This window comes from Ideonella paludis, from assembly GCF_018069865.1.
GTDB classification, from domain to species: domain Bacteria; phylum Pseudomonadota; class Gammaproteobacteria; order Burkholderiales; family Burkholderiaceae_C; genus Ideonella; species Ideonella paludis.
Genome location: NZ_JAGQDG010000003.1, coordinates 358,841 through 380,767 on the forward strand (window position 1 = coordinate 358,841; position 21,927 = coordinate 380,767).

Below are 21,927 nucleotides of genomic sequence, written 5' to 3' on the forward strand. Positions count from 1 at the left end.
CCCCTGCGGTTTCTCAGACCTTGGCCTTGGCCACGCCGAAGCGTTCCAGCGTCAGCTTGCGCGCCTCGTCATGGTCGATGATGGGCTCAGGGTAATCTTTGCCCAGCACCACATTGGCCTCGATCAACTCCATCGGTTTGGCGCGCCACGGTGCGTGGATGGCGGGGGCGGGCAGGGCGGCCAACTGGGGCAAGTAGCGCTTGATGAACTTGCCGTCCGGGTCGAACTTTTCGCTCTGCGAGACCGGATTGAAGATGCGGAAATAAGGTTGCGCATCGCAGCCCGTCGAGGCCGCCCACTGCCAGCCGCCGTTGTTGGCGGCCAGGTCAAAGTCGTTCAGATGCTGCGCAAACCAAGCCTCGCCCCGCCGCCAATCCAGCCCTAAGTCTTTCACCAAAAAGCATGCCGTCACCATACGCAGGCGGTTGTGCATATAGCCGGTCTTGCGCAGCTGCAGCATGCCGGCATCCACCAAGGGGTAGCCGGTGCGGCCCTCGCACCAGGCGGCAAAGCGGGCGTCGGCCTGCTTGCCGTGCTCCCACTTGATGGCGTCGTATTCCGGCTTGAAGGCATGGCCCACCACGCGCGGGTGATGGTGCAGGATCTGGTGATAGAAATCGCGCCAGATCAGCTCTGACAGCCAAACTTCAGCGCCCCGAGAGCCCGCTTGGGTGCGCTGCCAAGCCTCACGCGCACAGCGTCGGATGGAGACAGTGCCGAAGCGCAAATGCACGCCCAGGTAGCTGGGGGCCTTGATGGCCGGGAAGTCCCGGCCCTGGCCGTAGTGGTCGATGCGTTCCAAAAACTCGGCCAGCATGGCTCGCCCCCCCGACGCCCCCAGCCCCAAGCGCAACTGCGCCAGCCCAGAAGGCTCGAAGCCCAAGTCTGCCAGCGAGGGGAGGGGCTGGCGCAGCGCAGGCGGCAGGGCGGCGAGCCGCTCCACATAGCGCTCCACCGGCCAGGCCGAGAGATAGAACGGGGTGACCTTCTTCAGCCAGGCGTTCTTGTAGGGCGTGAAGACGCTGTAAGGGTTGCCAGTTTGGGTCAGCACCTCGTCCCGCTCAAAGATCACATGGTCTTTGACGGTGTGCAGCACGATGCCTTTGTCGGCCAAGGCGCCGCGGACCTTGGCATCGCGCGCCAGAGCGGCCGGCTCTGCGTCGTGGCTGGCATAAACGGCCTGGACCCCCAGGGCCGTTGCCACGCGCACGATCTCGTCCACCGCGGCCCCATGGCGCACCACCAAGCCTGCGTCGGCGGCGCCGTGGCCCTTGGCCGCCTCCCGCAAGTCGGCGTCCAAAGCCAGCACGCTGGCATGGATGAACTCGACACGTCGGTCGGCCCGGGGCAGCGGCGCCAGGATGTCGGTGTCGAAGACAAAACTGCAGTACACCTGTCGCGCGGCCTTGAGCGCGGCGAACAGCGCGGCGTTGTCTTCAAGGCGCAAGTCGCGGCGCAACCAGACCAAGGCGTGGGACAGCAGGGGAGCAGGAGATGAAGGCATGGGGGAAGTGTGAGGCAGAAGCTCAGCCTTTAGAATAGCCCCATGTCCAGCGACGGTATCAATCTCACCAACCAGTTTCTGATCGCCATGCCCGGCATGGCCGACGAGCAGTTCAGCGGCTCCGTGGTTTATCTCTGCGAGCACAGTGATAAAGGCGCATTGGGCTTGGTCATCAACAAGCCCACCGACATCACGCTGGAAGGCTTGTTCGACAAGGTGGAGTTGTCACTGGATCGTCCGGACCTGATGAGCCAGCCGGTTTTTTACGGCGGGCCGGTGCAAACCGAGCGCGGCTTTGTGCTGCATGACGCTCCGGCGAACGACGGTGCAGCCTTCATGTCCACGCTGCAAGTCCCCGGCGGCTTGGCCATGACCACCAGCAAAGACGTGCTGGAAGCCATCTCCAAGGGCGATGGCCCCAAGCGCGTCCTCGTCACGCTGGGCTACAGCGGCTGGTCCGCTGGCCAGTTGGAAGAAGAGATTGGCCGCAATGGCTGGTTGACGGTAGAAGCCACCCCAGAGGTGATCTTCGACACCCCGATCGCTCAACGCTACGAGCGTGCCTTGGGCCTGCTGGGCTTCGACCCCCGCATGCTTTCGCAAGAAGTGGGGCACGCATGAGCGCTGTAAAGCGCCCTGTGCCTGCTTCTGCCGCTTCCTTTTTGGCTTTTGACTTCGGCACCTTGCGGGTGGGCGTGGCCCAAGGCTCACGCTTTTTGGCGCAGGGCCAAGCCTTGCGCACCATCGCCACCCAAGGTGATGCGCGCTTTGCAGCCATTGCCGGCCTGATCAAAGAATGGCAGCCCGATGCCCTGGTGGTGGGCGTGCCCTTTCATCCCGACGGGGCCGAGCACGACAATACGCGCCGCGCTCGCCGCTTTGCCAATCAGTTGACCGGGCGCTTTTGCCTGCCTGTGTTCGAGGTGGATGAGCGCTACACCACCACCGAGGCCCTGGCTGCTGGGGCCCAAGATGCTGATGCCGCCTCGGCGGTGCTGATCCTCGATCAATTTTTCCGAGAGCTTGGACTATGAGTACCCTGACCCTGGACGCCGAAGCCCTCTACGCGGAGCTGCTGCGCGGTGTGCGGCCCTTGATGACCCCGCAGACGGTGTTGGTCGGCGTGTGGTCCGGTGGAGCGTGGCTGGCAGAGCGCCTGCAGGCCGACTTGGGGCTGGCCGGCACACCCGGTGTGATCAGCAGCACCTTGCACCGCGACGACTTTGGGGCGCGTGGCTTGGCCTCCGGGACTGACGCCACGCACCTGCCCTTCGCCATTGAAGGCAGCCACATCCTTCTGGTGGACGATGTGCTCTTCACCGGCCGCACCATCCGCGCGGTGCTCAATGAGCTGTATGACTACGGCCGCCCTGCCAGTGTGCAGTTGGCCGTGCTGGTGGACCGGGGCGGGCGCGAGTTGCCCATTGCGGCCGCCTTTGCGGCAGCGCGTGTGGCCCTGCCGACGACCCAGCGACTTTCGCTCAGCCGTACTGAAGAAGGACGCCTGAGCTTCAACCTGACCGAGGAGCACTGAGCCCATGCTCTCCCGACGACACCCCCAACTCAACAGCCATGGCGAGCTGATTCACCTGCTCTCCATTGAGGGCCTGCCCAAGGCGGTGCTGACCCACATCCTCGATACCGCGGGTACGTTTTTGTCGGTGAATGACCGTGAGGTCAAGAAGGTGCCGCTGCTGCGGGGAAAGAGCGTGTTCAACCTGTTCTTCGAGAACAGCACCCGTACCCGCACCACTTTTGAGATTGCGGCCAAGCGCTTGAGCGCCGACGTGATCAACCTGGACATTGCCAAGAGCAGCGCCTCCAAAGGCGAGAGCCTGCTCGACACGATTGCCAACTTGAGCGCCATGCACGCCGATATGTTCGTGGTGCGGCACTCCGAGAGCGGCGCACCCTACCTGATCGCCCAACATTGCGCGCCGCATGTGCATGTGGTGAACGCCGGCGACGGCCGCCATGCCCACCCCACGCAAGGGCTGCTGGACATGTACACCATCCGGCATTTCAAGAAGGACTTCAGCCAGCTCAGCGTGGCCATCGTCGGCGACATCGTGCACTCGCGCGTGGCCCGCTCGGACATCCATGCCTTGACCACGCTGGGCGTGCCGGACATCCGGGCGGTCGGCCCCAAGACCCTGGTGCCGGGTGATCTGCGCGAGATGGGTGTGCGTGTCTGCCACGACATGCGCGAAGGCATCAAAGATGCCGACGTGATCATCATGCTGCGTTTGCAAAACGAGCGCATGAGCGGCGCGATGCTGCCCTCGGCGGGTGAGTTCTTCAAGACCTATGGCCTGACGGACGACAAGCTGGCGCTGGCCAAGCCCGATGCCATCGTCATGCACCCCGGCCCCATCAACCGGGGCGTGGAGATCGCCTCGGCGGTGGCCGATGGCGGCCACAGTGTGATCCTGCCGCAGGTGACCTTTGGCATTGCCGTCCGCATGGCGGTGATGTCCATCATTGCCGGTAACGAAGCCTAAGTTCGGGAGAGAACAAGACCATGAAAATCCTGATCCAGAACGGCCGCGTGGTGGACCCAGCGACAGGCCGCGATGAAGCGGCCGATGTGGCCATTGCCGCCGGGCGCATCCTCAGCATCGGCCGCGTCTCGCCCGACTTCAAGCCCAGCCAAACCATTGACGCCAGCGGCTGCGTGGTGGCGCCAGGCTTGGTGGATTTGTCGGCCCGCCTGCGTGAGCCTGGCCACGAGCATGAAGGCATGTTGGAGAGCGAGCTCAATGCGGCGGCGGCTGGGGGCGTGACCAGCTTGGTCTGCCCACCCGACACCGACCCGGCGCTGGATGAGCCCGGCTTGGTGGATATGCTGAAGTTCCGAGCCCGCAAGCTCAGCCTGTGCCGGCTCTTCCCCCTGGGCGCTTTAACCAAAGGCCTGGCCGGCGAAGCCCTGACCGAAATGGCCGAGCTGACCGAATCCGGCTGCGTCGGCTTCTCTCAGGCCGAAGCCCCGGTGCGCGACACCGTGGTGCTGATGCGAGCCTTGCAGTACGCGGCGACCCATGGCTACACCGTCTGGCTGCGGCCCCAAGATGCCTGGCTGGGCAAGGGCGTGGCGGCCAGCGGCTCGGTGGCCACGCGTCTGGGCCTGTCTGGCGTGCCAGTGGCGGCAGAGACCATTGCCCTGCACACGATTTTGGAACTCGTGCGCATCACTGGCGCCCGCGTTCACCTCTGCCGCCTCTCCAGCGCCGCTGGGGTGGCGCTGGTGCGCCGCGCCAAGGCGGAGGGCCTGCCCATCACCGCCGATGTCAGCATCAACTCCCTGCATCTGACGGATGTGGATATCGGCTTCTTCCAGTCGGCCATGCGCCTGACCCCACCGCTGCGCCAAGCCGCGGACCGCGACGCGCTGCGTGCCGGCTTGGCCGATGGCACCCTTGATGCGCTGGTCTCCGATCACACCCCCGTGGATGAAGACGCCAAGACCCTGCCCTTTGGTGAGGCAGAGCCTGGAGCGACGGGCTTGGAGCTGCTGCTGAGCATGACGCTCAAGTGGGGCCAAGAAGCGGGCCTGAGCACCGCGCAAAGCTTGGCCCGCATCACCTGTGAACCTGTTCGGGTCTTGGGCGATGCCCTGGGCTCACTGGCCAGCAGCGCAGGCCGCCTGACTGAAGGGGGGGTGGCCGATGTGTGCGTGTTCGACCCTGCCGCCATTTGGCAAGTCACGCCTGCAGCCCTGCGCAGCCAAGGCAAGCACACGCCCTTTGACTTCAGCGTCACGGGCACGGCCTTGCCGGGCAAGGTCCGCACCACCTTGGTGGCGGGCTCGGTGGCCTATCAGGCCGCATGAGTGAGGTGATGGGGTCTTGCGGCAGCGATTCACAGCGGGGCTGACACTGTGCTGAACTTGGTTCGGGTGCTGTGGCGCCTGCTTCGCCTCACCCTGCACTTGTTCTCGGGCATGGCGGTGGTGGCCTGGCGCTTTCCGGCTTGGTCGGCGTCCCAGCGTGCCGACTATGTGCGGGCCTGGAGCTTGGGCACGCTGCGGGTGGCAGGTTTGGGCTTTAACGTACAAGGTCAGGCGCGCGGGCATGGCACTTTGCTGATCGCCAATCACGTCTCTTGGCTGGACATTCCCGCCTTGCATGCCGCCTGCCCGGAGGCCCGCTTTGTGGCCAAGGCGGACATGCTGCGCTGGCCTTTGCTGGGCTGGCTGGCCCGCAGCATCGGCACGGTCTTCATCGAACGGGAGCGCAAGCGCGACGCGATGCGGGTGGTCCACCATGTCGCCGAGACCTTGCAGCAGGGCGGCACGGTGGCCGTCTTCCCAGAAGGCACAACCGGCCCAGGCCCGCAGATGCTGCCCGTGCATGCCAATTTGCTGCAAGCAGCGATTGCGGTGGAGGCGCCCATCCAGCCTGCCGTGCTGCGTTTTCACAGCCCCACCGAACGCTTTGCCACGGCGGCTCAGTTCATTGGTGAGACCACCTTGCTGCAAAGCGTGTGGCGGGTGCTCAGTGCGCAGGGCTTGAGCGTGGAGGTGGTGGTATTGCCCGCCCAAGCCACGGCACACGCGGACCGCCGTGCCTTGGCCGCCCACCTGCAGCAAGAGATGCAGGCGGTGTTGGATCGTGCTTAAGCCTTAAGCCTTGCCTTGGCTGGCGACAGCCGCTGCTGCTTTGGCGGCCGCTTCCGCGTCACCCAGGTAATAGCGCTTGATGGGCTTGAGGTTGGCGTCCAACTCATAGACCATGGGGATGCCGTTGGGGATGTTCACGCCCACGATGTCCGCATCACCAATGTCGTCCAGATACTTCACCAAGGCGCGGATGGAGTTGCCGTGCGCGGCGATCACCAAGCGCTGGCCCGAGCGGATGGCGGGCGCCAAGGTGTCGTTCCAGAAGGGGATGACGCGCGCGACCGTGTCTTTGAGGCACTCGGTCAGCGGCACATCGCTGGGGTTCAGGGCCGCATAGCGTGGATCACGCCGCTCGCTGCGGCTGTCGCCGGCCTCCAGCGCGGGCGGCGGGGTGTCGTAGCTGCGGCGCCAGATCAGCACTTGTTCATCGCCGTATTGCTTGGCCATGTCGGCTTTGTTCAAGCCTTGCAAGGCGCCGTAGTGGCGCTCATTGAGGTGCCAGTCTTTGACCACCGGCAGCCAAGTGCGGTCCATCGCGTCCAGGCAATGCCAGAGTGTCCAGATGGCGCGCTTCAACACCGAGGTGTAGGCCACATCAAACTCATAGCCTTCAGCCTTGAGCAGAGCGCCTGCGGCCTTGGCCTGGGCAACGCCGGTGTCGGTCAGCTCGACATCGGTCCAGCCGGTGAAGCGGTTTTCAAGGTTCCAGGTGGATTCGCCGTGACGGATCAGAACAAGCTTGTACATGGTGGCAGCGCGGACCAGAGGGTCGCAGGTGGGGATAGAGGGGAGGGGGAGGTGCCAAGCGAGGTCCTTGGCGCCGGGGCGAATTCTATAATCCGCCCTTTCTCCGCTCTGACACACCTTCCCATGCTTTCCTTCTTGCTTGAAAACTGGTCGCTCGTGGCCGTGGCCCTGGTTTCTGGGGGCCTGCTGCTGTGGCCCACTTTGGTGGGTGGGGCCGGTGGCGGCGTGGCGCCGAATGAGGCTGTGCGCCTGATGAACCGCGAGAAGGCCGTGGTGATTGATGTCTGCGAGCCCGCCGAGTTTGAAGCGGGCCACATCACGGGCGCACGCAGCATTCCGCTGGCCAAACTGGAGGGCGCCAAAGAACTGCCCAGCAACAAAAACCTACCCTTGGTGGTGGTCTGCGCCAGCGGCATGCGTTCACGCCGGGCCGTGGCCCAGTTGCGCAAGGCAGGCTACGAGAAAGCCGACGCCCTGGCCGGTGGCATGAAGGCCTGGCGCGAGGCTGGCCTGCCGGTGGAGACGGGCGCTCGCTGAGCAAGTCCGTGCTTGCAGCCGGGTCTTGTGACCGGGCAGACAATCCGCCCCTCTCCCCATTGAGCCAAAGAGAGCCCTTATGAGCGCCGTTCTGATGTACACCACCCAAGTCTGCCCCTACTGCGTGCGCGCCAAAGCGCTGCTGCAGCAGCGCGGCGTGACGGCCATTCAAGAGGTGCGTGTGGACTTGGACCCGGCGCAGCGAGATCACATGATGGCCATCACGGGCCGCCGTACGGTGCCGCAGATCTTCATCGGTGACACCCACGTGGGCGGTTGCGATGACCTGATCGCCCTGGACCAGAAGGGCGGCTTGTTGCCGCTGCTGCAGGCCTGACGCACACCCCTTGATGTGGGGTGAACACGGAGCCAGAGGGGCTCTGTGGCTGCGTGATAATGCCGAAGTGCCGCCCGCGTTGCTTGAGGGACGCGGGCTTTTTGTTTTTTTGTTGAGTACGCATCATGGCCGAACAAGATCAGTCCCCCGTGTTTCAGTTGCAGCGCATGTACCTGAAGGATTTGTCGCTGGAGCAACCGAATTCACCGCAAATCTTGTTGGAGCAAGCCCAGCCTCAGGTCGACATCCAATTGGGCATGGCCGCTGAAGCGATTGCTGAGGGCGTGTTTGAAGCCTCGGTGACAGCGACCGTGACCACCAAGGTCGGTGACCGCACCATGTTCCTGATCGAAGCCAAGCAAGCCGGTATCTTCGAGATTCGCAACTTCCCCGAAGATCAAGTCCAGGCTATCTTGGGTGTGGTGTGCCCCCAAACCATTTACCCTTATTTGCGCGCCATCGTCTCGGATGTCTGCACGCGCGCCGGCTTCCCGCCCATCCTCTTGGCGGAAGTCAACTTCCAAGCCATGTTTGAAGCCCAGCAACAGGCTCAAGCCGGCAACGGCGCGAACTGAATCGCCTGACGACCATGCGGGTGGCCGTGTTGGGCGCTGGCGCGTGGGGCACCGCTTTGGCGGTCGCTGCGGCCCAGCGCCATGAAGTGCTGTTGTGGGCGCGGGACGCTGCCCAGGCTGAGGCCATGCGCACGGCGCGCCGCAACACCCGCTATTTGCCTGATGCGGCCTGGCCAGACGCCCTGCAAGTGAGCTCTGATGCCGCTGCGGCAGTGGCGCATGCACGGCGGGGTGGCTTGGTCGTCATCGGGACGCCCATGTCGGCCTTGCGCAGCACCTTGATGTCGCTGGATGCCGGGTGCCGCGTTTTCTGGTTGTGCAAGGGTTTTGAGGCCGCGACGGGCTTGCTGGGCCACCAGATTGCCGCGCAGGTCCAGCCAGACATGGCGGCCGGTGTGCTGTCCGGCCCGAGCTTTGCGCAAGAAGTGGCTGCAGGCTTGCCCACCGCGCTGGTGGCGGCGAGCCCAGACCCAGCGTTGGCCGACGCCGCCGTTGAGGCCTTTCATCACGGCGCGTTGCGGGTCTATACCTCGCCGGACCCGATCGGGGTTGAGGTGGGTGGCGCTGTCAAGAACGTGCTGGCCATTGCCACGGGCATTGCCGATGGTCTTGGGCTGGGGCTGAATGCGCGTGCCGCCCTGATCACCCGGGGCTTGGCCGAAATGACGCGCTTGGGTGTGGCCTTGGGTGCGCAGCCGGCCACCTTCATGGGCTTGGCGGGATTGGGCGACTTGGTGCTGACCGCCACGGGTGATCTCTCACGCAATCGCCGGGTCGGCTTGTTGTTGGCCCAAGGCCAGAGCTTGGCCGACACCTTGGCCACCTTGGGCCATGTCGCAGAAGGCGTTTACAGCGCCGCCACGGTGGTGGCGACCGCGCAGCGCTTGAACGTGGAGATGCCGCTGACCTTTGCGGTGCAAGATGTGCTAACGGGCAGATTGAGCCCTCGAGCGGCCGTCGGGCAGCTGATGCAGCGCGAGGCTCGCTCAGAGGTCTTTTAAGGGTCTCGGCTCGATGGAGACCTGAGGCGGCGCCCACGCTCCTAGCTGCCGCCTTCCCAGCCACATTGGCGCCAAGCGTCAAACACGGCTACGGCCACCGCGTTGCTGAGGTTCAAGCTGCGCTGGCCTTCTCGCATGGGCAGGCGCACCCGCTGGCCGGCGGGGAACTGTTCGCGCAGGGCGGGCGGCAGGCCTGCGGTCTCCTGACCAAACACCAAGGTGTCGCCCGCTTGCCAGCGCATCTCGCCCAGCAGTTGGCTGCCTTTGGTGGTGAAGGCAAACATCCGCGAGGCGTTGGGCTGCTCTGCCGCCAAAAATGCGTCCCAACCGGCATGGCGGCGGACTGGGGCGTACTCGTGGTAATCCAAGCCGGCACGGCGCAGATGCTTGTCGTCCATGTCGAAGCCCAGGGGTTCGATCAGGTGCAGGCTGCAGCCGGTATTGGCGGCCAAGCGGATGATGTTGCCGGTGTTCGGCGGGATCTCAGGCTGAACCAAAACGATGCGAAACATGCGGTGGATTGTCGCTGGAGTCTGCGTCGATGGGCTGGGGTGTGCGCGCCAGCAGCCACAAGCTGACACGGGCTGCACCGCCCTCTAGGGCCGCCATGCAGGCGGCATGACAGGTGGCCCCCGTGGTCATGACGTCGTCAATCAATGCGATGTGTTGGCCTTCGAGTTGGCGGCCGTGCAGCGGATCTGGCATGAAGGCGCCCTGCACGTTGAGGCGGCGTTCGCGGTGACCCAATGCGACCTGGTGCTCGGTTCGGCGCCAACGCGTCAATGCCTTGGCAGTCGCGGGCAAGCCCAACTGGCGGCCCAGTGCTTGTGCCAACAGCCAAGATTGGTTGAAGCCCCGGCTGCGCAGACGCTCCTCATGGAGCGGCAGGGCCACCAGCAAGTCAGCAGACGCGCCGCAGCTCGTCACGCGCTGGGCCATCAGCTCGGCCAAGGGCGGGGCCAACTCACAGCCGTCGTTGAACTTCAGCGCTTGAATCAAGCCTGTCCAGGGGTGGGCGTAGTCCACGGCCACGATCGTCCGTGCAAAGGGCGGCGGGTTCAGCAGGCAAGCACCACACCGCTGAACGTCCTCTGGGACCGGGATGCCACAGCTGTGACAGCGTTGCTGACATTGGGCATACCTGGCGACACAGGCGCTGCACAGTGCGTGTGTAGACCAACAGGCACACAGGGCACAGCGCGTAGGGAAGTGACGTGGCAGCAGGGGCATGGCGCACCGTGACGACGACAATGCGAGAGCCTCAATATACTGCCGCGAATGTCTGTCTCTCGCTCTCCTGATGCGCCTTTGGCGCGCGTCGATGTGGTGGCCGCCGCGCGCGTGAAGCGTCGTTTGGCCCACGCAGCTGATTCACCGTGGTTGCACCAGGAGGCCGCCTCGCGTATGGCCGAGCGGCTCAGTTTCATCAAGCGGCAACCCGCGGTGGTGATGGACTGGTCGCCAGACGCGCCTCTGCCGTCAGGCACACTGGCCAAGGCCAGCCCTCAGGCGCGCGTGCTGTATGTGCGCGACGCTGAGCAAGCGCTCGTGCCAGCGCCATGGTGGCGTCGGCTGGCGGGGAGGGGTGCTCACGAGCGCTGGATGTCCCCGTCTATGGCGGCCGGTAGTCAGGCCCAGATGCTCTGGAGCAATATGGGGCTTCATTTAGAGCCCGATGTCTTGGCGGTGATGCGTCAATGGCGAGCTGCCATGGCGGCTGACAGTTTTGTGATGTTCACCACCTTGGGTCCAGGGTCCTTGCCGAGCCTTCGCGCGCTGTATGCCGAGTGTGGCTGGGGCGAGCCCCATGCGCCTTTGACCGACATGCATGATTTGGGCGATATGCTGGTCGAGGCGGGCTTTGCAGACCCGGTGATGGACCAAGAAATCTTGACCTTGCACTACGCCACGCCGGAGGCCTTGCTGCAGGAGCTGCGTGAGATAGGCATGAACCTCAGCCCTGGCCGCTTCGCCGGGCTGCGCTCCCGGACATGGTTGACGGAGCTCAAGTCGGCCCTCAAGCGCCAGGCTGACGCGAACGGACGCATTCCCCTTCAGCTTGAATTGGTTTACGGCCACGCCTTCAGGGCTGCAGACCGAGGGCCGACCCTATCAGCAGATACCCGCATCCCTCTGGATGACATGAAATTGATGTTGCGCAAGCGGCCATAGGGCCAATCGGAGCAGATAGAATTTCCTGATTGATATCTATCAGGTACGCAGCGTTCCAGAGCGTTGTTTGTGCTCACTCCCTCAGGGTTTCTCTTGGGGAGGGGTGTTCCAAGACCTAGCGAGAATCCCTCTGGCTGACTTGGGGATTGCTCTGAGTGCCATGGTGTACCTGCGATTGATGTTTATCACGGCCTAGCGCCGTGGTTGTACCGAGCAGCGGCCAATCACCGGCCTGGGCCGGACGGGTCTAGAAATCAACTGACGACAACGATGATGATGACAACACTGCAAAAGCGTATCGCCAGTGGCGCGATGGCCATCGCCGCCACTTTGGCTGGTGGGGCGGCGTGGGCGGTCAATGACCTGCCTGGTGGCCCGGCCGTCAATCAGTTGGATCTGCACCCGCCCGTGACTCAGATCGCAAGTGATGTGCAGTCATTGCACTACTGGCTGATGGTGGTCTGCTTGATCATCTTCGTATTGGTGTTCGGGGTGATGTTCTATTCCATCCTCAAACATCGCAAATCGCTCGGTCACAAGCCGGCCAACTTTCACGAGAGCGTGACGGTTGAAATTCTCTGGACCATTGTTCCTTTCCTCATCGTCACAGCCATGGGTTTTGCGGCCACCAAGACCGTGGTGCAGCAAAAGGACACCAGCAATGCTGACATGACCATCAAGGTCACCGGCTATCAGTGGAAGTGGGGCTACGACTACCTGAAAGGTGAGGGCGAGGGCATTGCCTTCTTGTCGGCACTGGACCCCACCCAGCGCGAACTCTCCGATGCTGGCAAGCCTCAGGGCGACAACTATCTGCTCAAGGTTGATAACCCCTTGGTCGTGCCGGTAGACAAGAAAATCCGCATCATCACCACCGCCAGCGACGTGATTCACGCTTGGATGGTGCCCGCCTTTGCGGTGAAGCAAGATGCGATTCCTGGCTTCGTTCGTGACACATGGTTCAAGGCTCAGAAGCCTGGCGATTACTACGGCCAATGTGCGGAGTTGTGCGGCAAAGAGCACGCCTACATGCCTATCCACGTGAAGGTCTTGTCCGCCGAGGATTACTCCAAGTGGGTCGATGCCGAAAAGAAGAAGATGGCCGCCAAGGCAGATGACCCCAACAAAGTCTGGACGCAAGAAGCCTTGGTTGCTCGTGGCGAGAAGGTTTATGCCGCCAACTGCGCGGTCTGCCACAAGGCTGATGGCAAAGGTGCAGGCCCGATCAAGGCGCTGGACGCTTCGGCACTCGTCTTGGATGCTGACAAGACCAAGCAGTTGGGTGTCTTGCTGAACGGCCAAAACAACGGCGCGATGCCTGCATGGAAGCAGTTGTCTGATACCGAAATTGCGGCCGTGATCACCTACACCAAGAATTCTTGGAGCAACAAGACGGGTCAAGTCATGCAGCCTTCCGAGGTCGCTGCGGCTCGCAAGTGATCACCCCCTGGATATCTGAAGAGGAAACGTCATGAGTGCTGTTCTCGACCACCACGGGGCTCACGGTCACGACCATGATCACCACGATCATGGGGCTCCACACGGCTGGCGCCGTTGGGTCTTTGCGACCAACCACAAAGACATCGGTACGCTTTATCTGCTGTTCGCGTTCACCATGCTGATGATCGGTGGCCTGCTGGCGCTGTTCATCCGCCTTGAACTGTTCCAGCCAGGCCTTCAGTACTTCAACCCTGAGCAGTTCAACCAGTTCACGACCATGCATGGTCTGATCATGGTGTTCGGGGCCATCATGCCGGCCTTCGTGGGCTTCGCCAATTGGATGATCCCACTGCAGATTGGCGCCTCTGACATGGCCTTTGCCCGCATGAACAACTTCAGCTTCTGGCTGATGATTCCTGCGGCCATCATGCTCGTGGCGTCGTTCTTCATGCCCGGTGGTGCTCCTGCTGCAGGCTGGACCTTGTACGCTCCGCTGACGCTGCAGATGGGCCCCTCGATGGATGCCGGTATTTTTGCCATGCACATCCTGGGCGCCTCTTCCATCATGGGCTCGATCAACATCATCGTGACGGTGTTGAACATGCGCGCACCGGGCATGACCTTGATGAAGATGCCTTTGTTTGCCTGGACTTGGTTGATCACGGCCTACTTGCTGATCGCTGTGATGCCGGTGTTGGCTGGCGCCATCACCATGACGCTGACCGATCGCCATTTCGGGACCAACTTCTTCAACCCGGCGGGTGGCGGCGACCCGATCATGTACCAGCACATCTTCTGGTTCTTCGGTCACCCCGAGGTGTACATCATGATCTTGCCGGCCTTCGGCATCATCAGTGCCATCATCCCGGCCTTTGCCCGTAAGAAGCTGTTTGGCTACACCTCCATGGTTTATGCCACGTCTTCGATCGCCATCCTGTCCTTCATCGTGTGGGCGCACCACATGTACACCACGGGCATGCCGGTGACCGGTCAGTTGTTCTTCATGTACGCGACGATGTTGATCGCGGTGCCAACGGGCGTGAAGATCTTCAACTGGGTCGCCACCATGTGGAAGGGCTCCATGACCTTCGAGACCCCCATGTTGTGGGCGGTGGGCTTCATCTTCGTGTTCTCGATGGGCGGCTTCACGGGCTTGATCCTGTCGATGGCGCCGGTGGACCAGCAGTTGCAAGACACTTACTACGTGGTGGCGCACTTCCACTATGTGCTGGTGGCGGGTTCCTTGTTCGCGCTGTTTGCCGGTGTGTACTACTGGGGCCCCAAGTGGACGGGCGTGATGTACTCCGAGTTCCGCGGCAAGCTGCACTTCTGGGGTTCGTTGATCTTCTTCAACATCACCTTCTTCCCCATGCACTTCCTCGGCCTGGCCGGCATGCCACGTCGCTACGCCGACTACCCCATGCAGTTCGCTGACTTCAATGCGATTGCATCTGTCGGCGCCCTGGGTTTCGGTTTGATGCAGGTCTACTTCTTCGTCTTCGTTGTGCTGCCCATGATGATGGGCAAGGGCGAAAAGGCCCCGCAAAAGCCCTGGGAAGGCGCAGAAGGCTTGGAGTGGGAAGTGCCCTCGCCCGCACCCTTCCATACTTTTGAGAACCCACCCAAGCTGGATGTGACCGCGACCAAGGTCATCGGCTGAATCGAGTGAACGAAGGGCGACCCACACCATGCGTCAATCTCCAGAACAGCGTCGGGCCAACATCCGCTTGGCGTTGATCTTGGCTTCGGTGGCCTTGGTGCTGGGTCTTGGCTTCATTGCCAAGATCGCCATGACTGGCTCGCACTGACCGACAGCGTCTTCAAGGGCTATCGCATGTCTGGTTTTTTGTCACGACGCAAGGCCAACCTCCAGATGGTGGGCAAGCTCTGCGTGGTGGTGACCATGATGTTTGCCTTTGGCTACGCCTTGGTGCCGCTTTACAGGCACATTTGTGACGCGTTAGGCATCAATGTCTTGACGCTGTCCGAAAGTGGTGGGGTAGCCCGAGGTGCACGGCCTGAGAACACGCAGGTCGACCGTCAACGCACGATCACGGTGGAGTTTGACGCCAACGCACGCGGGCCCTGGGAGTTCAAGCCTGCTGTCAACGCAGTCACGGTGCATCCGGGTGAGTTGGCGACGGTCATGTATGAGTTTCAAAACATGCAGAACCGCACGATGGCAGCGCAGGCCATCCCCAGCTACGCGCCACATCAGGCGGCGCCCCATTTTTTCAAGGTGGAGTGCTTCTGCTTCAATGAGTACACCTTGTCGGCCGGCGAGAAAAAGCAATGGCCCGTGGTGTTCTACATCGACCCCAAGATTCCTAAGGACGTGACCACCATCACACTGTCCTATACCTTCTTTGAAGTCGGTGGCAAGACGCCCCCGGCGCCCACCGGCAAGACCGCAGCAGTCAGCACCGCTCAAGAGGTGCGTCTGTGAAGGACTCTGGCAATGGCCTTCAAGAAGCCGTGGCCCGCAAAGGCAGTTTTGTCGGCACCTTGCGTGCTGTCGCTTGGTCCTTTTTTGGGGTGCGCCGAGGCGCTGATCACGCCCAAGATGTGGCCAAGCTGAATCCGATTCACGTCGTCATTGCGGGTGTCTTGGGCGCAGTGGTGTTCGTGGTGTCGATCATTGTTTTAGTGAATTGGATCGTGGGCAGTGGTGTGGCCGCTTGAGGCCGCATGTTTCGCACACGATTTTTCAGTGTTTTTAGGTGACGAGGAGAGCGAGAACCATGTCCGCAGTCAGCAATCACGGCGGGACGCCGTACTACTTTGTTCCGGGGCCCTCCCGCCACCCCGCGATGGCCGCTTTGGGCCTGTTCTTCGTCATCTTGGGCGCAGGGCAGTGGATCAATGGCGCTGGCTGGGGGGCGTACTCTCTGGCCGCAGGCATGATCATTTGGCTCGCAACCCTTTACCAGTGGTTTGGTGATGCGATCCGTGAGAGCGAGGGCGGCCAGTACTCCGATCGCATTGACGTCTCTTTCCGTTGGAGCATGAGCTGGTTCATCTTCTCGGAAGTGATGTTCTTCGCGGCCTTCTTCGGGGCACTTTATTGGGCCCGAGTGCACTCCGTGCCGATGTTGGGCAATATCGATCATCAGTTGCTGTGGCCTGACTTCAAAGCTATTTGGCCCAGTGCGGCTGCGGGTGCTACAGCCTCACCTGCTGGCACGGTTGACGCGTTCTCGACCATGGGCCCCTGGCCCATCCCGACGATCAACACGGCGCTGCTGTTGACCTCTGGCGTGACCTTGACGATTGCCCACCATGCTTTGCTGGCTGACAAGCGCAGCAAGACCATTTTCTGGATGTGGATCACCGTGCTGTTGGGCGTGGTCTTCCTGGGCTTCCAAGTCTATGAGTACATGCATGCCTACAACGACCTGAACCTCAAGCTCACGTCCGGCATCTACGGTTCCACGTTCTTCATGCTCACAGGCTTCCACGGCTTCCACGTGTTCGTGGGCATGCTGATGTTGCTGTTCATCACCTTGCGCCTGACCAAAGGCCACTTCAACTCCAAGCACCACTTCGGTTTTGAAGGTGCCGCTTGGTACTGGCACTTCGTGGACGTGGTGTGGTTGGGTCTGTACCTGATCGTGTACTGGATGTAAGCCAGAGGCGCCCCGGCAGGGGTGCCCTGACAAAAACGCCGCGTTGTGACGCGGCGTTTTTATTGACGGTGTTCAATGCCCTGTTGGTATGCCGGTGGGTCGGATCCAACCCATCCAATACGAAAACAGCACAAACAAGAAAAGGCAAACCGACAAGCCCACCCGCATGGCCAGCGCCCAAGCCATGCGGCTGTCGCGCCCGCTGGCGTCTGTGGAACGCTTGCGCAACATGAACAGGCCGCCGCCTGCGAGAGCGGCCACAATGGCGAGAAGCGCCAACACAATCAAGGTCTTCATGGGCAGTCATTATTCCATCGTCAGGGTCAGCGCATGACGGGTACATCTGCACCTCTGCGACTTGGCCGCGCAGGCAAGGTAGTGGTGGCCCTGGCTGCGGTGGTGATGATGTTGATCACCGGCAGGTTGGGGTTTTGGCAGTTGGACCGCGCCCAGCAAAAGCTGGCGCTGCAAGCGGCCATTGAAGCGCAGGCGCAGGCTGTGCCCTTGAGCGCCTCTCAGTTGCCTCTCAACGCTGAAGAAGCCCAGACACAGTGGCACCGGCCGGTGAACTTGCGCGGGCGCTGGCAAGCGTCTGCGACGGTGTTTTTGGACAACCGGCAAATGCGTGGGCGGCCGGGCTTTTTCGTGATGACCCCCTTGAGTCTGCCGGACGGCAGCGCCGTGCTGGTGCAGCGGGGCTGGGTGCCCCGAGACCAGTTAGATCGCACTCGACTGCCGACAGTCCCCACGCCGGCGGGCGAGGTCGAGCTCCAAGGACGAATGGCCCCCTGGCCATCGCGGCTGACGCAGCTGGGTGAGGACGCTCCCGGCGCGATCCGGCAAAATCTAGACGCCCAAGCGTATGCGCAAGAGATGGCGCTGAGCTTGAAACCTTTTTCTGTGCAGCAGACCGTTGGTCCCGAAGGCGATGGCTTGTTGCGCGATTGGCCCGTCCCCGCAGTGGACGTTCACAAACACTACGGCTACGCAGGCCAGTGGTTCACCTTCTGCGCCATGATCGCAGGCCTCTATGTCTGGTTCCAAATCATCCGCCCCCGACGCCACCGATAAGCTCACCGAAGCCGTGGCTCTCACCGTTCACGCGGTGGAGCCACCCAGCTTGCCCAAGCCCGGTCGCGGTCGCATCACCTTGCTCTTGGTGCTTTTGGCCTGTGCCGCGCCGGTGATCGTTTCTTACTTCCTCTACTACGTCGTCAGGCCTGAGCCCAGAAGTAACTACGCCACGCTGATTCAGCCCACACGGAGCATGCCAGAGGCGCTGCCGCTGAAGACCCTGCAAGGTGAGCCCGTGGCGTCAAAGTCGTTAAAAGGCCAATGGTTGCTGACGGTGGTGTCGTCTGGCGCCTGCGACGCCCAATGCGAAACGCGTCTCTATCAGCAACGCCAATTGCGCGAGATGATGGGCCGCGAAAGGGACCGCGTCGAAAAGCTCTGGCTCATCACTGACGATGCAGCGGTTCCGCCGGCCGTATTGGCAGCAATGCAGGCGCAGCCTCCGGTCACCGTGCTGCGTGTGCCAGCGGCGGATTTGCAGGCTTGGTTGAGCGCAGGGGAAGGCAAAGCCTTCCACGAACATCTCTTCGTGATCGACCCGATGGGTGAATGGATGATGCGCACCCCGGCGCAGCCCGATCCGATTCGCTTCAAGAAGGACTTGGAGCGTCTGCTCAAGGCCTCCGCCTTCTGGGACAGGGCAGGTCGCCAACCATGAGCTGGCAGAGCATGGACGCGTTGACCTGGGCACGCTTGCTCGGCTTGGTGCTGCTCATGGCGGCCGTGCCGCTGGCCTGGATTTGGGCTCGCAAGCCGGGGGCTTCTCGGGCGCAGCGGTTGATCGCCCTGACCTCATTGACGCTGTTTCTAACCTTTGACCTGATCGTGTTTGGGGCCTTCACCCGTCTCTCAGACTCCGGCCTGGGATGCCCTGACTGGCCCGGCTGCTATGGGGAAGTCAGCCCCCTGGCCGCCCGTGATGACATTCACGCCGCCCAAACTGCGCAGCCCACCGGGCCGGTGACCTGGAGCAAGGCCTGGATCGAGATGATCCACCGCTACTTGGCCATGCTGGTCGGTGCATTGATCGTGGTGATGACGGCCTTGGCTTGGATGGAGCGCCGCAGGCTGCAGCTCAGCCCTTGGTGGGCCACAGCCACTCTTGTCTGGGTGCTGATCCAAGGCTTGTTCGGTAAATACACGGTGGTGCTCAAACTCTATCCGGCCATCGTGACCTTGCATCTTTTGGGGGGTGCGGTCCTGCTGGCTCTGCTAGTCCGTCAACGAGAAGCCTATCTGGGTCGAGCCCTGCCACTGCCTGCGGTGACCAAGGCTTGGGTGCCTGTCAGCTTATTGGCTGTCTTTTTCCAGATGGCATTGGGGGGCTGGGTCAGCACCAACTATGCGGTGTTGGCTTGCCAAGGCTTTCCCTCCTGCAATGGTCAATGGTGGCCGCAGATGGACTTTGCTGCGGGCTTCGAGCTTCTGCGAGAGTTAGGACGTACAGCCGAGGGCGGCTTCTTGCCCAGTGCAGCATTGGTAGCCATTCATTGGGTTCATCGTTTGTTCGCCTTGGTGGTGGTTGCGCTGCTGCTGGCATTGGCCTGGGGTTTGCATCGTGCGCCAGACACTCGACCCTGGGCCTTCGCCTTGGTCGGACTCTTGCTGTGGCAAGTCGGCAGCGGCATGGCCAATGTGGTGTTGCAATGGCCCTTGTTAGCAGCCTTGATGCACACCGCAGGCGCGGCGGCCATGGTGGGCGTGCTCACCGCCTTGTGGGTGCGCAGTCGCGCTGCCCCTCTTTCAATCCGATCTGATGTGCAAACAGGATCGCTCCAACCTTTGCACAGCCTGCCATGACGACTTCTGCAGTCTCTTCCTCGCCCGCACTGTCGCGCTGGGCCCAGTACTACGCGTTGACCAAACCTCGGGTGGTGCAACTCATCGTCTTTTGCGCGGTGATCGGCATGTTGCTGGCCACCCCAGGCCTGCCAGATTGGCGTGTGTTGCTCTCGGCCACGGTGGGCATCTGGCTGGTGGCCGGTGCTGCGGCTGCCTTCAATTGCCTGATTGAAGAGGCGATCGATAAGCGCATGAAGCGCACCGCATGGCGCCCCACCGCCAAGGGCGATGTGCCCCGCGCGTTGACGCTGACCTTCTCTGCCGTCTTGTGCAGTCTGGGCTGCATCATCCTGGCATGGGGCGCGAACATGCTGACCATGTGGCTGACCTTGGCCACCTTTGTCGGCTATGCCATTGTGTATACCGTGGTGCTCAAGCCGCTGACGCCGCAAAACATCGTCATCGGCGGTGCCTCCGGCGCCATGCCGCCAGTGCTGGGCTGGGCTGCAGTGCGTGGCGATGCCGGGCCCGAAGCCTGGCTCTTGTGCCTCATCATCTTTCTGTGGACCCCGCCGCACTTCTGGGCGCTGGCGCTGTACCGGGCGGAGGACTATCGCCAGTCTGGCCTGCCCATGCTGCCTGTGACCCACGGCTCCGAGTTCACCCGGCTGCATGTGTTCCTCTACACCATCGTGCTGTTCGCCGGCACTTTGCTGCCCTTTGTCTATGGCATGAGCGGTTGGATCTATCTGGTCAGTGCGGTGATTCTGGGTTTCGGCTTCATGGGCTATGCCTTCAAGCTGTGGCGGCAGTACTCAGATGCCTTGGCCCGGGCCACGTTTCGCTTTTCGATCTGGCACCTCTCGCTGCTGTTTGCGGCCTTGCTGATCGACCATTACCTCAGCCCCTGGCTGCATTGAGCAGGATATTCAGATGAGACGATTGATGTTGTGCGCAGCCCTGGCGGCTGGAGCTGGTGTGCTGGTGGGCTGTGATGGCAGCAAGCCCACGGCGGCGGCTGGCGGTGGTTTCAAGGGTGTGGACATCACGGGGGCCGAGTACGCCCGTGAGCTGTCCTTGCCCGATGCCTCGGGGCAGAAGCGCAGCTTGGCGGACTTCAAAGGCAAGGTGGTGGTGGTCTTTTTTGGCTACACCCAGTGCCCGGATGTCTGCCCAACCACCTTGGCGGAGCTGGCTGAAGTGCGCAAGCAGCTGGGCGCCGATGGCGCCAAAGTCCAGCCCGTTTTTGTGAGTGTGGACCCCGAGCGCGACACTGCTGAGCTGCTGAAAGCCTATGTCGGCAATTTTGGTGCCGACAACATTGCCTTGCGCGGCACGCCTGAGCAAACTGCGGCCATGGCCAAAGAGTTCAAGGTGTTTTACGCCAAGGTGCCAGGCAAGACAGAGACCAGCTACACCGTGGACCACACGGCGGCGTCGTACTTGTATGACCCGCAAGGTCGGGTGCGGGTGTACAGCCGCTATGGCAGCGGGCCAGAGGCTCTGGGGCACGACATCAAGCGCCTGCTCTCAGGCGCTTGAGGACTTGATGACGCTCAGGCCGGTGCCAGGGCCTTGCGCATCTTCTTGAGCGCGGCCACTTCGATTTGGCGGATGCGCTCGGCGCTCACACCGTACTCGGCGGCCAATTCGTGCAGGGTCATGCCGCCGCTGCTGTCGTCATTGACCTTGAGCCAGCGCTCTTCCACCACACGGCGGCTGCGCTCATCCAGCACCTCCAGCGCACGCTGGATGCCGTCGCCCGACAGCTCGTCGCGCGCACGCGCTTCCAGCACCCGAGTGGGCTCCTGGGAGACGTCCGACAGATAAGCAATCGGCGCAAAAGCCTCCTCGCCCTCATCGCTTTGCGGCTCCAAGGCGACATCGCCGCCAGCCATGCGCGTTTCCATCTCGATGACTTCTTCAGGCTTGACGTTCAAGCCTTGCGCCACCTGCGCCACCTCGTCGGCCGACAGGGTGCTGCGGTGGGTATCGCCATCCAGCGCGTCGCCCTTGAAGCCTTGCTTGAGTGAGCGCAGGTTGAAGAACAGCTTGCGCTGGGACTTGGTGGTCGCCACCTTGACCATGCGCCAGTTCTTCAAGATGTATTCATGGATCTCGGCCTTGATCCAGTGCAGGGCATAGCTCACCAGCCGGACGCCTTGTTCGGGGTCAAAGCGCTTGACGGCTTTCATCAGGCCCACATTGCCTTCCTGGATCAGATCGCCTTGCGGCAAGCCATAGCCCAGGTACTGCCGCGAGACTGACACCACCAACCGCAGGTGCGACAGCACCAGCCGGCCGGCTGCAGCCAGGTCAGCATGGTCGCGCAGTTGGCGGCCGAGGCTGAGTTCTTCGTCGGGCGTCAGCAAAGGAATGCGATTGACGGCGCTGATGTAGGCGTCCAAGTTGCCGATCGACGGCACCATGGCCCAAGGGTCGCGCACCGAGAGGGCGTTGGGGCTGAAAGAGGTGTTCATCGTGACGATAGAGTCCGTGTGGCCGAATTGGTTC

The 21,927-nt window shown here is 62.4% G+C and carries 28 protein-coding genes; 22 read left to right on the plus strand and 6 right to left on the minus strand.

Going from position 1 to position 21,927, the window contains the following annotated elements:
- Window positions 1-13: 13 nt before the first annotated feature.
- Entirely contained in the window at window positions 14-1,504 is a 1,491-nt protein-coding gene (locus KAK11_RS09385; RefSeq protein ID WP_210808575.1) for a cryptochrome/photolyase family protein, read from the minus strand.
- Between the two features lie 42 nt (window positions 1,505-1,546).
- Between KAK11_RS09385 and KAK11_RS09390 the strand changes: the two genes are divergently transcribed.
- From KAK11_RS09390 to KAK11_RS09415, 6 genes are read left to right on the plus strand one after another with little or no spacing between them, the layout of a single operon-like run.
- Window positions 1,547-2,125, plus strand: a complete 579-nt coding sequence (locus KAK11_RS09390) for a YqgE/AlgH family protein (protein WP_210808577.1) — start codon at window positions 1,547-1,549, stop codon at window positions 2,123-2,125.
- Window positions 2,122-2,538 carry a Holliday junction resolvase RuvX gene (gene ruvX / locus KAK11_RS09395; RefSeq protein ID WP_210808579.1) on the plus strand — a complete coding sequence of 139 codons (417 nt, stop codon included), beginning with the start codon at window positions 2,122-2,124 and terminating at the stop codon, window positions 2,536-2,538. Before KAK11_RS09390 ends, ruvX begins: the two co-directional genes overlap by 4 nt.
- Complete coding sequence (gene pyrR / locus KAK11_RS09400) at window positions 2,535-3,038, plus strand: bifunctional pyr operon transcriptional regulator/uracil phosphoribosyltransferase PyrR (RefSeq protein WP_210808581.1); 504 nt, start codon at window positions 2,535-2,537, stop codon at window positions 3,036-3,038. The genes ruvX and pyrR overlap by 4 nt, the downstream gene beginning before the upstream one ends.
- A gap of 4 nt (window positions 3,039-3,042) precedes the next feature.
- Window positions 3,043-4,005: an aspartate carbamoyltransferase catalytic subunit gene (locus KAK11_RS09405; protein ID WP_210808584.1), complete on the plus strand. Its 963-nt coding sequence runs from the start codon at window positions 3,043-3,045 to the stop codon at window positions 4,003-4,005.
- 20 nt (window positions 4,006-4,025) lie between these two features.
- On the plus strand, window positions 4,026-5,333 hold the full coding sequence (locus KAK11_RS09410) for a dihydroorotase (protein ID WP_210808586.1): 1,308 nt from the start codon (window positions 4,026-4,028) through the stop codon (window positions 5,331-5,333).
- A gap of 48 nt (window positions 5,334-5,381) precedes the next feature.
- Entirely contained in the window at window positions 5,382-6,122 is a 741-nt protein-coding gene (locus tag KAK11_RS09415) for a lysophospholipid acyltransferase family protein (protein ID WP_310737777.1), read from the plus strand.
- A 3-nt stretch (window positions 6,123-6,125) separates the two neighbouring features.
- Here the strand turns inward: KAK11_RS09415 and gpmA are convergent, their stop codons facing one another.
- Window positions 6,126-6,869, minus strand: a complete 744-nt coding sequence (gene gpmA / locus KAK11_RS09420) for a 2,3-diphosphoglycerate-dependent phosphoglycerate mutase (protein WP_210808587.1) — start codon at window positions 6,867-6,869, stop codon at window positions 6,126-6,128.
- Window positions 6,870-6,992: 123 nt separating this feature from the next.
- Between gpmA and KAK11_RS09425 the strand changes: the two genes are divergently transcribed.
- The 4 genes from KAK11_RS09425 (at window position 6,993) to KAK11_RS09440 (ending at window position 9,319) form a co-directional block, all read left to right on the plus strand.
- Entirely contained in the window at window positions 6,993-7,406 is a 414-nt protein-coding gene (locus KAK11_RS09425) for a rhodanese-like domain-containing protein (protein ID WP_210808589.1), read from the plus strand.
- A gap of 79 nt (window positions 7,407-7,485) precedes the next feature.
- Window positions 7,486-7,743 carry a glutaredoxin 3 gene (gene grxC, locus KAK11_RS09430; RefSeq protein WP_210808591.1) on the plus strand — a complete coding sequence of 86 codons (258 nt, stop codon included), beginning with the start codon at window positions 7,486-7,488 and terminating at the stop codon, window positions 7,741-7,743.
- 125 nt (window positions 7,744-7,868) lie between these two features.
- On the plus strand, window positions 7,869-8,318 hold the full coding sequence (secB, locus tag KAK11_RS09435; RefSeq protein WP_210808593.1) for a protein-export chaperone SecB: 450 nt from the start codon (window positions 7,869-7,871) through the stop codon (window positions 8,316-8,318).
- Window positions 8,319-8,332: 14 nt separating this feature from the next.
- A complete protein-coding gene (locus tag KAK11_RS09440; RefSeq protein ID WP_210808595.1) occupies window positions 8,333-9,319 on the plus strand; it encodes an NAD(P)H-dependent glycerol-3-phosphate dehydrogenase in 987 nt (328 codons plus the stop codon).
- Between the two features lie 41 nt (window positions 9,320-9,360).
- Here the strand turns inward: KAK11_RS09440 and KAK11_RS09445 are convergent, their stop codons facing one another.
- Both KAK11_RS09445 and KAK11_RS09450 read right to left on the minus strand, forming a co-directional pair.
- Window positions 9,361-9,831 carry a tRNA (cytidine(34)-2'-O)-methyltransferase gene (locus KAK11_RS09445; RefSeq protein WP_210808597.1) on the minus strand — a complete coding sequence of 157 codons (471 nt, stop codon included), beginning with the start codon at window positions 9,829-9,831 and terminating at the stop codon, window positions 9,361-9,363.
- Window positions 9,803-10,345, minus strand: a complete 543-nt coding sequence (locus KAK11_RS09450) for a ComF family protein (protein ID WP_210808599.1) — start codon at window positions 10,343-10,345, stop codon at window positions 9,803-9,805. The genes KAK11_RS09445 and KAK11_RS09450 overlap by 29 nt, the downstream gene beginning before the upstream one ends.
- Window positions 10,346-10,597: 252 nt before the next feature.
- Here KAK11_RS09450 and KAK11_RS09455 point away from each other — a divergent pair, with 252 nt between their 5' ends.
- From KAK11_RS09455 to KAK11_RS09485, 7 genes are all read left to right on the plus strand, one after another.
- Window positions 10,598-11,491 carry a biotin synthase gene (locus KAK11_RS09455; protein ID WP_210808601.1) on the plus strand — a complete coding sequence of 298 codons (894 nt, stop codon included), beginning with the start codon at window positions 10,598-10,600 and terminating at the stop codon, window positions 11,489-11,491.
- Window positions 11,492-11,767: 276 nt separating this feature from the next.
- Window positions 11,768-12,931, plus strand: a complete 1,164-nt coding sequence (gene coxB, locus KAK11_RS09460) for a cytochrome c oxidase subunit II (protein ID WP_210808990.1) — start codon at window positions 11,768-11,770, stop codon at window positions 12,929-12,931.
- Between the two features lie 31 nt (window positions 12,932-12,962).
- The gene (gene ctaD, locus KAK11_RS09465; RefSeq protein ID WP_210808603.1) at window positions 12,963-14,591 is read left to right on the plus strand and encodes a cytochrome c oxidase subunit I; all 1,629 of its coding nucleotides are present in this window, start codon (window positions 12,963-12,965) and stop codon (window positions 14,589-14,591) included.
- Between the two features lie 28 nt (window positions 14,592-14,619).
- A complete protein-coding gene (locus KAK11_RS09470; RefSeq protein ID WP_210808605.1) occupies window positions 14,620-14,739 on the plus strand; it encodes a cytochrome oxidase small assembly protein in 120 nt (39 codons plus the stop codon).
- 38 nt (window positions 14,740-14,777) lie between these two features.
- Window positions 14,778-15,377, plus strand: coding sequence for a cytochrome c oxidase assembly protein (locus KAK11_RS09475; RefSeq protein WP_210808992.1), 600 nt, complete (start codon window positions 14,778-14,780; stop codon window positions 15,375-15,377).
- The gene (locus tag KAK11_RS09480) at window positions 15,374-15,613 is read left to right on the plus strand and encodes a DUF2970 domain-containing protein (protein ID WP_210808607.1); all 240 of its coding nucleotides are present in this window, start codon (window positions 15,374-15,376) and stop codon (window positions 15,611-15,613) included. Before KAK11_RS09475 ends, KAK11_RS09480 begins: the two co-directional genes overlap by 4 nt.
- A 59-nt stretch (window positions 15,614-15,672) precedes the next feature.
- Window positions 15,673-16,557 carry a cytochrome c oxidase subunit 3 gene (locus KAK11_RS09485; RefSeq protein ID WP_210808609.1) on the plus strand — a complete coding sequence of 295 codons (885 nt, stop codon included), beginning with the start codon at window positions 15,673-15,675 and terminating at the stop codon, window positions 16,555-16,557.
- Window positions 16,558-16,629: 72 nt separating this feature from the next.
- Here KAK11_RS09485 and KAK11_RS09490 read toward each other — a convergent pair whose 3' ends face one another.
- Complete coding sequence (locus tag KAK11_RS09490) at window positions 16,630-16,854, minus strand: twin transmembrane helix small protein (RefSeq protein ID WP_210808612.1); 225 nt, start codon at window positions 16,852-16,854, stop codon at window positions 16,630-16,632.
- Window positions 16,855-16,887: 33 nt separating this feature from the next.
- Here KAK11_RS09490 and KAK11_RS09495 point away from each other — a divergent pair, with 33 nt between their 5' ends.
- From KAK11_RS09495 to KAK11_RS09515, 5 genes are read left to right on the plus strand one after another with little or no spacing between them, the layout of a single operon-like run.
- Complete coding sequence (locus KAK11_RS09495) at window positions 16,888-17,628, plus strand: SURF1 family protein (protein WP_210808614.1); 741 nt, start codon at window positions 16,888-16,890, stop codon at window positions 17,626-17,628.
- Window positions 17,588-18,289 carry a redox-active disulfide-containing membrane protein gene (locus KAK11_RS09500; RefSeq protein WP_210808616.1) on the plus strand — a complete coding sequence of 234 codons (702 nt, stop codon included), beginning with the start codon at window positions 17,588-17,590 and terminating at the stop codon, window positions 18,287-18,289. Before KAK11_RS09495 ends, KAK11_RS09500 begins: the two co-directional genes overlap by 41 nt.
- 11 nt (window positions 18,290-18,300) lie before the next feature.
- A complete protein-coding gene (locus KAK11_RS09505; RefSeq protein ID WP_210808618.1) occupies window positions 18,301-19,431 on the plus strand; it encodes a COX15/CtaA family protein in 1,131 nt (376 codons plus the stop codon).
- The gene (gene cyoE, locus KAK11_RS09510; protein WP_210808620.1) at window positions 19,428-20,333 is read left to right on the plus strand and encodes a heme o synthase; all 906 of its coding nucleotides are present in this window, start codon (window positions 19,428-19,430) and stop codon (window positions 20,331-20,333) included. The genes KAK11_RS09505 and cyoE overlap by 4 nt, the downstream gene beginning before the upstream one ends.
- Window positions 20,334-20,346: 13 nt before the next feature.
- Window positions 20,347-20,955, plus strand: a complete 609-nt coding sequence (locus tag KAK11_RS09515; RefSeq protein ID WP_210808622.1) for an SCO family protein — start codon at window positions 20,347-20,349, stop codon at window positions 20,953-20,955.
- 14 nt (window positions 20,956-20,969) lie between these two features.
- On the opposite strand, the gene rpoH is transcribed toward KAK11_RS09515, so the two are convergent.
- Window positions 20,970-21,893: an RNA polymerase sigma factor RpoH gene (rpoH, locus tag KAK11_RS09520; RefSeq protein ID WP_210808624.1), complete on the minus strand. Its 924-nt coding sequence runs from the start codon at window positions 21,891-21,893 to the stop codon at window positions 20,970-20,972.
- Between the last annotated feature and the right edge of the window lie 34 nt (window positions 21,894-21,927).

Coding starts and splice junctions, on each gene's coding strand:
- KAK11_RS09385 (WP_210808575.1), bottom strand. CDS start 1,504: ATGCCTTCATCTCCTGCTCCCCTGCTGTCCCACGCCTTGGTCTGGTTG.
- KAK11_RS09390 (WP_210808577.1), top strand. CDS start 1,547: ATGTCCAGCGACGGTATCAATCTCACCAACCAGTTTCTGATCGCCATG.
- ruvX (WP_210808579.1), top strand. CDS start 2,122: ATGAGCGCTGTAAAGCGCCCTGTGCCTGCTTCTGCCGCTTCCTTTTTG.
- pyrR (WP_210808581.1), top strand. CDS start 2,535: ATGAGTACCCTGACCCTGGACGCCGAAGCCCTCTACGCGGAGCTGCTG.
- KAK11_RS09405 (WP_210808584.1), top strand. CDS start 3,043: ATGCTCTCCCGACGACACCCCCAACTCAACAGCCATGGCGAGCTGATT.
- KAK11_RS09410 (WP_210808586.1), top strand. CDS start 4,026: ATGAAAATCCTGATCCAGAACGGCCGCGTGGTGGACCCAGCGACAGGC.
- gpmA (WP_210808587.1), bottom strand. CDS start 6,869: ATGTACAAGCTTGTTCTGATCCGTCACGGCGAATCCACCTGGAACCTT.
- KAK11_RS09425 (WP_210808589.1), top strand. CDS start 6,993: ATGCTTTCCTTCTTGCTTGAAAACTGGTCGCTCGTGGCCGTGGCCCTG.
- grxC (WP_210808591.1), top strand. CDS start 7,486: ATGAGCGCCGTTCTGATGTACACCACCCAAGTCTGCCCCTACTGCGTG.
- secB (WP_210808593.1), top strand. CDS start 7,869: ATGGCCGAACAAGATCAGTCCCCCGTGTTTCAGTTGCAGCGCATGTAC.
- KAK11_RS09440 (WP_210808595.1), top strand. CDS start 8,333: ATGCGGGTGGCCGTGTTGGGCGCTGGCGCGTGGGGCACCGCTTTGGCG.
- KAK11_RS09445 (WP_210808597.1), bottom strand. CDS start 9,831: ATGTTTCGCATCGTTTTGGTTCAGCCTGAGATCCCGCCGAACACCGGC.
- KAK11_RS09455 (WP_210808601.1), top strand. CDS start 10,598: ATGTCTGTCTCTCGCTCTCCTGATGCGCCTTTGGCGCGCGTCGATGTG.
- coxB (WP_210808990.1), top strand. CDS start 11,768: ATGACAACACTGCAAAAGCGTATCGCCAGTGGCGCGATGGCCATCGCC.
- ctaD (WP_210808603.1), top strand. CDS start 12,963: ATGAGTGCTGTTCTCGACCACCACGGGGCTCACGGTCACGACCATGAT.
- KAK11_RS09470 (WP_210808605.1), top strand. CDS start 14,620: ATGCGTCAATCTCCAGAACAGCGTCGGGCCAACATCCGCTTGGCGTTG.
- KAK11_RS09485 (WP_210808609.1), top strand. CDS start 15,673: ATGTCCGCAGTCAGCAATCACGGCGGGACGCCGTACTACTTTGTTCCG.
- KAK11_RS09490 (WP_210808612.1), bottom strand. CDS start 16,854: ATGAAGACCTTGATTGTGTTGGCGCTTCTCGCCATTGTGGCCGCTCTC.
- KAK11_RS09495 (WP_210808614.1), top strand. CDS start 16,888: ATGACGGGTACATCTGCACCTCTGCGACTTGGCCGCGCAGGCAAGGTA.
- KAK11_RS09500 (WP_210808616.1), top strand. CDS start 17,588: ATGTCTGGTTCCAAATCATCCGCCCCCGACGCCACCGATAAGCTCACC.
- KAK11_RS09505 (WP_210808618.1), top strand. CDS start 18,301: ATGGACGCGTTGACCTGGGCACGCTTGCTCGGCTTGGTGCTGCTCATG.
- cyoE (WP_210808620.1), top strand. CDS start 19,428: ATGACGACTTCTGCAGTCTCTTCCTCGCCCGCACTGTCGCGCTGGGCC.
- KAK11_RS09515 (WP_210808622.1), top strand. CDS start 20,347: ATGAGACGATTGATGTTGTGCGCAGCCCTGGCGGCTGGAGCTGGTGTG.
- rpoH (WP_210808624.1), bottom strand. CDS start 21,893: ATGAACACCTCTTTCAGCCCCAACGCCCTCTCGGTGCGCGACCCTTGG.